Origin of the sequence: Photobacterium lucens (assembly GCF_009873615.1) — a bacterium.
Lineage (GTDB): Bacteria > Pseudomonadota > Gammaproteobacteria > Enterobacterales > Vibrionaceae > Photobacterium > Photobacterium lucens.
Genome location: NZ_SSMG01000422.1, coordinates 1 through 9,331, shown reverse-complemented (window position 1 = coordinate 9,331; position 9,331 = coordinate 1). Strand labels below are relative to the sequence as shown.

The 9,331-nt window shown below is 42.1% G+C and carries 7 protein-coding genes; 3 read left to right on the top strand and 4 right to left on the bottom strand.

What is annotated here, in order from left to right; genetic code table 11:
• On the top strand, positions 1-1,638 hold a 1,638-nt coding region (locus tag E5A76_RS17215), incomplete at its 5' end, for a sensor domain-containing diguanylate cyclase (protein ID WP_316247345.1).
• A gap of 66 nt (positions 1,639-1,704) precedes the next feature.
• Here E5A76_RS17215 and E5A76_RS17210 read toward each other — a convergent pair.
• Positions 1,705-3,690 (bottom strand): DNA topoisomerase III, encoded by a 1,986-nt coding sequence (locus E5A76_RS17210; protein ID WP_161119680.1) that lies wholly within the window; start codon positions 3,688-3,690, stop codon positions 1,705-1,707.
• 170 nt (positions 3,691-3,860) lie between these two features.
• On the opposite strand from E5A76_RS17210, the gene E5A76_RS17205 reads away from it, so the two are divergent.
• The gene (locus E5A76_RS17205) at positions 3,861-4,640 is read left to right on the top strand and encodes a glucosaminidase domain-containing protein (protein WP_161119679.1); all 780 of its coding nucleotides are present in this window, start codon (positions 3,861-3,863) and stop codon (positions 4,638-4,640) included.
• 93 nt (positions 4,641-4,733) lie between these two features.
• Here the strand turns inward: E5A76_RS17205 and mnmH are convergent, their stop codons facing one another.
• From mnmH to E5A76_RS17190, 3 genes are all read right to left on the bottom strand, one after another.
• Positions 4,734-5,822 (bottom strand): tRNA 2-selenouridine(34) synthase MnmH, encoded by a 1,089-nt coding sequence (gene mnmH / locus E5A76_RS17200; protein WP_161119678.1) that lies wholly within the window; start codon positions 5,820-5,822, stop codon positions 4,734-4,736.
• A complete protein-coding gene (gene selD, locus E5A76_RS17195) occupies positions 5,822-6,856 on the bottom strand; it encodes a selenide, water dikinase SelD (RefSeq protein WP_107165415.1) in 1,035 nt (344 codons plus the stop codon). The genes mnmH and selD overlap by 1 nt, the downstream gene beginning before the upstream one ends.
• 215 nt (positions 6,857-7,071) lie before the next feature.
• The gene (locus E5A76_RS17190; protein ID WP_161119677.1) at positions 7,072-7,620 is read right to left on the bottom strand and encodes an NAD(P)H nitroreductase; all 549 of its coding nucleotides are present in this window, start codon (positions 7,618-7,620) and stop codon (positions 7,072-7,074) included.
• Positions 7,621-8,042: 422 nt separating this feature from the next.
• Here E5A76_RS17190 and ald point away from each other — a divergent pair, with 422 nt between their 5' ends.
• Entirely contained in the window at positions 8,043-9,161 is a 1,119-nt protein-coding gene (gene ald / locus E5A76_RS17185) for an alanine dehydrogenase (RefSeq protein WP_053987008.1), read from the top strand.
• Positions 9,162-9,331 lie beyond the last annotated feature (170 nt).

The following is a 9,331-nucleotide window of genomic DNA, read 5'->3' as shown; positions in this document are numbered from 1 at the left end:
GGCTTAGTTGGAATTAACCTTGGAATGAAAAAGCACGTTGATCTTTTTTATAAAAACATAACGGAGCAATGGGGAAATGCCCATAGTTTACGTACTATCTGTGAATTGACTTGTCGCAATCTCATGGAGTTTTTTGATGTCCAGCATTGTCAGATCATCGTTGCCTACAAAGGACAGTGGCACTCATTACTGCAGTTAAATGAAACAGGTATCCAATACAGTTTCCCTCCTGTCACCATTAACGAAGATACTCACCCTGATATTTACAACACCATTACTGAACAAGACAATAAACAACCTTTTATTTCCTCTAGTAACGATTTTCATCGTGCTTGGCTACCGCTGTTTCGCCGTGAACAACGCATTGGTTGGCTACTGATTGATTTCCCTCATGCCGCTAAAGTTGATCTTCAAGCTCTAGGGCAATTACGGACATTACTAGCCTCAGAAATTGATGCAGATCTGCTGTCACAGACCATAAAAAGTGAACATAATAACCGTCGCCATGTTGAGCAGGAATTGAAAAATAGCCAGCATGAACAAGGTTTACTACTTGAACAGTTACAAGCCATGCACAGTATTTCGTTTATGTTATGGCGAACTAAATCCATCAAAGAGATGCTGTTTATCGCAGTCGATGAAGGCAAAAAGCAACTCGAAATTGACCGTATGGCAGTATTTTTATTTGATGAAAAACATCATATGCATGGTACCTATGGGACTGATATTGCAGGAAATACTACCGATGAATATTATTTTGAATCGGTGATCCCGAATCAATGGTATGCCGCCCGCACTCTTAAAGAAAAAGAATACCTTGCTGTTCAAGAAAATACGCCTTTATTCCACGATTTAAAGCAAGTCGGCTTTGGCTGGAGTGCCTATATTGCTTTATGGGATGAAGATACCCCTATTGGTTGGATTGCCTGTGATAACTTATTAACGGGGCGCCCATTTAGAAGCTATCACCACCAGCTATTAAAACAGTATGGTTTTATTATTTCTCAGCATCTTGTTCGTCATCAAGCAGAAGATCGTTTAAAGCGTCTAAATAAAGATCTTGAAAAGCGAGTACTTACACGCACGCAAGAACTGAATGACGTCAATAAAATGCTAGAAAAAATGTCACGGCTTGATCCACTCACCAACATTGCTAACCGTCGTGTTTTTGATGAAGCCATTGTCGATGAGTGGCGACGTGCTGAACGCCATCAATTACCTATTTCATTATTGATTTTGGATATTGACCACTTTAAACAATATAACGACCACCTCGGCCATGATGCCGGTGATCTCTGTTTAAAGAAAATCGCCAATGGACTGGCTAATATAGAGCGCCGAGCAGGCTCTTTATTTGCACGTTTTGGTGGGGAAGAGTTTGTACTGTTACTACCAGGGCAAGACAGCAAAGCTGCAGTGTTCGCTGCAAAGAAAATATTAAAAGCCATGCATGATATGGCGTTGCCATTTCCTCATAATGATAATGATCGTACTGAGCCTATCGTGACGTTAAGTATTGGCGTCAGTACAACTATCCCAACCCAAGGTAGTGACTATAAAATACTCTTTAACACGGCTGATAAAGCCCTATATCGTGCTAAAGGTGAGGGTAGAAACTGCTATCGTCTACTGTTGTAACCCAATAAACAAGTGACTACTTACTATTATCATTACTAGTGTAAGTAGTCACTTTACTATTCATGTTTATTCAGATTTAGGCTTACGTTTTCGTGTTGTTTTACCAGTAGAAGCACTATTGGATTTCGTACTGGCTCCTTTCTTACTATATCGACGTTTTACCGCTGTTTTTGTCCATTCTGGTGATTTTAAATCACGTAAACTTTGTGGCACCTCAGAGACTTTCACCTTATCCATCAGTGCTGTCACTTGCTGCTGCAAAGCCCCCATAAACGGCTGATACGCATATTTCTTATCTGCCATATCTTGCAGTTGGTGCTCCCAATGTGCTGTCATATCAGGATACGTTGCTTCATTGGGTAAAGCATAAATCAAGCCCCTTCCCGCCTCGGTTGCATGAATGGTTTTACCTTGACGTTGTAATAACTGACGCTTAAACAAAATTTCTAAAATCCCAGCACGTGTCGCTTCAGTGCCTAAGCCATCAGTATCGCGTAGAATTTTCTTCAATGATTGATCGGAAACAAACCGCGCAATACCAGTCATGGCTTGTAATAACGTCGCTTCAGTAAATGCTTTTGGTGGCTCGGTCATCTTGTCTTTGATTTCACCATCACGACAAGTAAGCGCAGTGCCTTTGGTTAATGGCGGTACTTTATCAGCAAGATCGTTATCGTCACCTTTATCATCACGCCCCAGCAATACACGCCAGCCCGCATCCATTAATTGGCGACCTTTTGCGACAAACTGTCCATTGGCGATAGTAAAGACTAACTTAGCTTCAGCATAAACAGCAGCCGGATAAAACTGCATCAGATATTGTCTCGCCACTAACTGATAAATCTTTGCTTCACTTGGGCTCAAACTTTGCGGATTCACTGACTTAGGTGTTGGAATAATCGCATGGTGCGCATCGACCTTTTTATCATTCCAGGCTTTTGATTTTAATGAGGTATTAGCACCTGATACTGCACTAGATAAACTATTATCAGTATTTGCGATCGCACGGCACACCTCACTTGCTTGTTTAAAATGATCGAGAGGTAAATAACGACAGTCAGAACGTGGGTAAGTGATCACTTTATGCTTTTCATAAAGCGACTGACAGGTACTAAGCACATCCGCAGCACTCATATTAAAGCGGCGTGCCGCATCTATTTGTAATGCCGATAATGAATAAGGTAACGGTGCGGCTTGTTTAGTTTCTTTTCGTTCAGATTCCGTCACTTCTGCCGCTTGCCCACGAATTCGGCTAACGACGTTTTCACAAAGCTGACGACTAAGTACTCGCCCATCTTCATCTTGATAAGGTTCGCACGCTTTACTCGGGATCCAACGGGCACGAATGTCCTGCTCTTGATATGGAATTAAAGCAAACACTTCATAAAATGGCTTAGGCACAAAGTTAGCAATTTCATCATCACGACGAACCACTAACCCAAGGATTGGCGTTTGTACCCGACCTACCGATAACACGCCACGATAACCGCCTTTCTGACCAAGCAAAGTATAAGCACGGGTCATATTCATGCCATAAAGCCAATCGGCACGAGAGCGAGCTAACGCAGAGACTGACAAAGGCACGAAATCATGATTACTACGCATCGATGACAACGCTTTTTTCACCGCAGCTGGGTTAAGATCAGAGATTAACAAACGCAGAGCCGCATTTTTTTTCGAGGCAGATAGTTTGGCATAGTCAATCACCTCATCCACCAGCAACTGCCCTTCCCGATCAGGATCTCCTGCATGAACAATTTCGGTTGCAGATTTTGCTAATTTCTTAATCACCGCTAATTGCTGTTTCGCTGCTTTTCTCGGGATCAACTGCCACTTTTCAGGAATGATCGGTAAATCCTCTAAATGCCATTTCTTATAACGAGGATCATAAGCATCAGGCTCGACTTGCTCTAATAAATGGCCAATACACCAAGTGACAATATCGCCATTTCCCACTTCTATATAACCATTCTGATTTTTATGTGGTCGTGGCAATACAGCAGCAATCGCTCTGCCTAGACTGGGTTTTTCAGCAATATATAAACGGCTCATCGAGATCTTAAAATCTAACAGTAAAGTAATGGCGAAACTCTACCGAAATCCCTGCATATCAGCAACAAATACTGGATATAAAACCAGTTAACGAAGCATTTTTTTGTTTAATTTTTGTGATAATATCCGCACAAAACCTATATAACGCTAGCCATGCATAAGAGATTTGAATGACTAAGCTAAAACCCTTCATTATTTTACTCACACTTATACTTCTTATTGGTTTCCTATGGTTTGGAAAGCAGTTATTTGTTGACGGTGTTAATACAGACAATCAATTTCAACCGCCTAAAAGGCCACCATTTAGCACTATCATCAATATTGAAGATAAAAAGAAGGCATTTTTTGACTACCTGACCCCCTTCGTCGAAGAAGCGAATAAACAGATCCTGTCGGATCGCCAAGTATTAGAAGAGTTAAGTCAAGATCCAACCAAAATCGATCCGAGTAGCCCTTTTATTGAAAGTTTAAGTGAAGAGTATGCGCTACCGATCCCGAAAGAGGGGATCACATCTGCATGGCTTAATGAGTTATTAAAACGGGTTAATATTATTCCAGCTCAACTGGTACTAGCACAATCGGCAATGGAATCCTCATGGGGGACATCACGATTTGCCGTCGAAGGGAATGGCTTTTTTGGTCAATGGTGCTTCACCAAAGGCTGTGGTATTCCACCTCACGATCTCGATCCTGAGCATTATCACGAAGTACAACGCTTCCCTACTGTTTATGCCGCAGTGCAAGCTTATTTCGATAATATCAATACCAATGATGCGTATACGCAGCTGCGTGATATCCGTGCGAATTTACAAGCCAAGCATGAAAAAATCACCGCAGATGCTTTAGCTCATGGGTTATTAAATTATTCTCAAATAGGTCATCAATACATCCAACAAGTATTGGAAATGATCAAAACCAATCAGCAGTTTATGCCTAAAACAACAACATAATTTGTACTGTGTGAACACCACTTACAAAAAAGCTGACTGTTGGTGAAGTCCCAACATGTCAGCTTTTCTATTTTTACAAGGTGTTAGTGACGATTACTTCGCCTCAAACCAAGCTTTCACCGTTTGGTAATCGCCCCTAAATACAATTCGATCCGCTTTTTTACTTAGCTGATAGGTGTACATAGGATCGTAATACTGCTCAAGCAATGGCACTAACCATGCGTCATGCTCAGTCACCGAACCTGTCGATTGCATCACTTTAACCGCATGTTGCTGAGCGTCTAATATTTCTTGGTAACGCTCTAAACCTAAACGCTTACGAATATTAAACATGCCTTTTTCTAGGTACTCAGCAAATAACAGCCAACCCTGCTCTTCACCGTATTGCGCCACATAATCACGCTGCATAGTGATCACATAATCATCTAATAAACGCACTAAGCGCACATCCATTGGATCATCAATCACAGCAATAGGCGCATCTTTCATCGTAGCTTGCAGTGATAGCGGCACCATTACACGGCCAATACTTTTACCTTCATCTTCATAGATAAATTGGGTAACACCGCGATCTTGTTTTTTCAGCATTTGTACCGCTAAATCGTTTTCAAAAGCAATTTGTGTACGCTGTGGTGTTACAAAGCGGCCAAAAGAAGAACCACGGTGATGGGCTGCCCCTTCTAGATCAATACCACGAGTTAACTCGTTAACCATGATGGTCTTACCGCTGCCCGTATTACCCGCAACCACCATTGATGGCTGCTTAGCAACGTCTTCAATCGTTTCAATTAAGAAGCGACGCAGTGCTTTATAGCCACCATTGATATAAGGAAAATCAATGCCAGCTTCTTTTAACCATTGTTGAGTAATTTGCGAGCGTAATCCACCACGGAAACAATAGAGGTAACCATTAGGATTGGCTTCACAAAACGCTTTCCACTGGGCAACACGTGCTGCTTTTACATCACCATTAACTAATTGGTGACCCAGTTTAATGGCTTCTTGCTGGCCTTTATTTTTATAGCAAGTCCCAACGGCGGCACGCTCATCATTTGTCATTAATGGACGGCTAACCGACGTTGGGAATGCGCCTTGTTCAAATTCAACAGGCGCTCGCATGTCCATTAACGGTGTATCGTTAACAAACAAGCTGCGAAAATCATCGCAATTAGGACGTGGCATTAGCAAACCTCGATAAAGGTATCGCCATCCATCGGCTCTAGTTCACCAATCGCTTCCAGCAAAATATCGTATTTCTCAGCAATCGCTTTAAGCTCTGCTTCACAGTCAGGCGTTGCGGCAAGTAGTAAACCGCCAGAAGTTTGTGGATCGCACAATACCGCTTTTTGCTGCTCGGTCATTGCACCCAGTTTATGACCATAACTCATAAAGTTACGCTCAGTACCCCCCGGTACACAACCCTGTTCAATGTAGTTATATACGCCAGGTAGAGTAGGCACTTTATCGAACCATAGTTTTGCTTTTAAGTTACTACCTTCACAAATTTCAGTAAGGTGCCCCATTAAACCAAAGCCTGTTACGTCTGTTAGGGCTTTTACGCCTTCAACGTCTGCAAAGTCAGCACCTGGTTTATTTAATTTGCACATCCAATCTCGTGCCAATCCTTGGTGCTCATCAGCCAACTTAGATTTCTTCTCAGCGGTTGTTAATACGCCAATACCTAGCGGTTTAGTGATGTAAAGCTTACAACCCGCCTCTGCACTGTTATTACGTTTAACGCGATCGGTATCCACAATACCGGTCACAGCAAGACCGAAAATTGGCTCAGGAGCATCAATAGAGTGACCACCAGCAAGAGAAATACCGGCTTCACGGCAAACAGAACGACCGCCTTCAATCACTTGTTGTGCGATTTCAGGGGCAAGAATATTCACAGGCCAACCTAAAATTGCAATTGCCATAATAGGTTTACCACCCATGGCATAAACATCACTGATCGCATTGGTTGCGGCAATACGACCGAAATCAAATGGGTTGTCAACGATAGGCATAAAGAAATCAGTGGTACTAATAACAGATGTACCGTTACCTAAATCATACACTGCCGCATCATCTTTACTTTCATTACCGACCAATAGGTTAGGATCTGAAAATGGGGCTAACTGGGTGCGTAAAATGGTGTCGAGAACTTGGGGAGAGATTTTACAACCACATCCGGCACCGTGACTGTATTGGGTTAGGCGAACATTTTCCATGACACGCTCCAAAAAAGGGGAAAGAGTCAGGGATTCTACTCCTGCCCCTGACACCTGTCATCTGTGAAGCGAACATCGTTCGGTTTTTCCGTTGATATAAATCAAAACTTGGCTTAAAAACGAGCAAAACAAACTAAAAAAGGTGATCCTTTTCACGGTATTATTCACCGGATAGGTATCACCTCTTTAAAACTTATCGCTAAAATGTTTGCTGTTTATAGGTATTCAACAAACTTTGTTAGATCACGTTCATGTAATTTCGCTTCACGACAATCGACTGATCCTAGATATAAAAAGCCGACGATCATATCTTCACCTTGCACGCCTAACGCTTCACGTACTACTGGGTGGTAAGCCCATGATCCAGTACGCCAAAAGCCAGAGAAACCTTGTGCAACCGCAGCCATTTGCATCGCTTGTACCGCACAACCTGCCGATAAATGTTGCTCAATCACAGGGACTTTATGCCCTTCCGTCACCTTACTAACAACTGTGATAACCATAGGTGCACGAAACGGTGCTTTAGACGCTTTTTCAATTACAAAATCTTCAAGATCGTCAGCTTTAGCCGCAGAAACCAAAATATCTGCCAAGCGCTGTAATCCCTCACCTTCAGAGACAATAAAACGCCATGGCATTAAACCACCATGATCTGGTGCGCGAATACCTGCTTTAAAAATATTCTCTAATGTATCGCCACTCGGTGCTGGTGCTGCCAGCTTAGGAATAGAGCGACGATTCAGTAAAAGTGATAACGCGTCCATGGTAACCTCAAATGAAAATAGTTATTGTTTTAATGTATCACGACACACGATTGTAGTCAGTACAACACACGTCTTTAAACGCTAAAAATGATGTAATAACATCGCACTAGCCTCCCAACTCCTCACTCAAACAACCTTATTAACCACAGACAAAACAACTACCAATAAAACAAAAAACAGGCATAAAAACCACGTATAAAAACAAAAGCCAGTTTTAAAAACCAAAAAACTTAACGAAAGTCACATTTTAAATTGTGAGCAATATCTAATTTGGTTTTTTATACCAATTACAAATAAAAAAACAGTTTGTTTTGTTGGTTTTTAGTTAAAAAATGGTGACACATTCCGCTTTAATTTGTTTAACCTAATAATAATTCCAATAACTAACAACACCTATAAACATAAATATTAAGGCTTAAACTATGATCATTGGTATCCCTAAAGAAATCAAAACCCATGAATATCGTGTAGGTATGATCCCTGCAGCAGTCAAAGAAGTGGTATCTCACGGTCATCGTGTTTATGTCGAAACCAACGCTGGTACAGGCATTGGTTTTAGCGATCAAGACTACATCGATGCAGGCGCACAAATCCTAGCTACCGCAGCTGATGTTTTTGCAGAAGCAGAAATGATTGTAAAAGTAAAAGAGCCTCAAGCAGTTGAGCGTGCAATGCTTCGCGAAGGTCAGATCTTATTTACTTACCTACACCTAGCCCCAGATCCAGAGCAAACGCATGATCTCATTAATAGCAAAGCTGTTTGTATTGCTTACGAAACAGTGACAGATAAAAACGGTCGTCTGCCACTGCTTGCACCAATGTCAGAAGTCGCTGGTCGTATGTCTATTCAAGCAGGTGCGTTTGCCTTAGAAAAGTCTCGTGGCGGTAGCGGTATCTTACTTGGTGGTGTACCAGGTGTTGAGCCAGCGAAAGTGGTGATTATTGGTGGTGGTGTAGTAGGTGCTAATGCGGCGCAAATGGCGCTAGGCTTACAAGCTGATGTGACGGTAATTGATCGTAATATTGATGTGCTTCGTCAACTTGACGCACAATTTGCTGGTAAGCTAAAAACAGTTTACTCAACCAATGACTCAATTGAAAAACATGTGCTTGAAGCAGATCTTGTTATCGGTGGTGTTCTGGTCGTCGGTGCGGCAGCACCAAAACTGGTCACCGCTGAGATGATCAAGAAAATGAAGCCAGGCTCAGCCATTGTGGATGTGGCTATCGACCAAGGTGGCTGTGTAGAAACATCTCATGCAACAACGCATAGCGAGCCTACTTACATTGTTGATGATGTGGTTCACTATTGTGTTGCAAACATGCCGGGGGCAGTTGCTCGCACATCAGCAGTAGCACTAAACAATGTAACGCTGCCTTACATTGTGAACCTTGCTAATAAAGGCTACCAAAAAGCCCTACAGGACGATAAGCACCTACTCAATGGTCTAAATGTTTACCGTGGACAAATCACTTGTGAAAGTGTCGCAACCTCACTCAACTTACCTTACGTAAGTGCAGACTCAGTTATCGCATCATAAAACACCCCAACGCCCACTAGCATTGTAAAAAATGCATAGTGGGCGTTTTTATTAAAGCGTATTGATTCCACCTACTTTTCATTGCACTTTCCTACTGACACTTTCCCATCGCTTCACGCTTCTCTTGAGCTGCATTTCGATATTTAATTTCGAAACATAATCACAAAAAA

Bases quoted from the DNA above. Each gene is read 5' to 3' on its own strand.
- E5A76_RS17210 (WP_161119680.1), bottom strand. From the start codon at position 3,690: ATGAGCCGTTTATATATTGCTGAAAAACCCAGTCTAGGCAGAGCGATT.
- mnmH (WP_161119678.1), bottom strand. From the start codon at position 5,822: ATGCCACGTCCTAATTGCGATGATTTTCGCAGCTTGTTTGTTAACGAT.
- E5A76_RS17205 (WP_161119679.1), top strand. From the start codon at position 3,861: ATGACTAAGCTAAAACCCTTCATTATTTTACTCACACTTATACTTCTT.
- selD (WP_107165415.1), bottom strand. From the start codon at position 6,856: ATGGAAAATGTTCGCCTAACCCAATACAGTCACGGTGCCGGATGTGGT.
- E5A76_RS17190 (WP_161119677.1), bottom strand. From the start codon at position 7,620: ATGGACGCGTTATCACTTTTACTGAATCGTCGCTCTATTCCTAAGCTG.
- ald (WP_053987008.1), top strand. From the start codon at position 8,043: ATGATCATTGGTATCCCTAAAGAAATCAAAACCCATGAATATCGTGTA.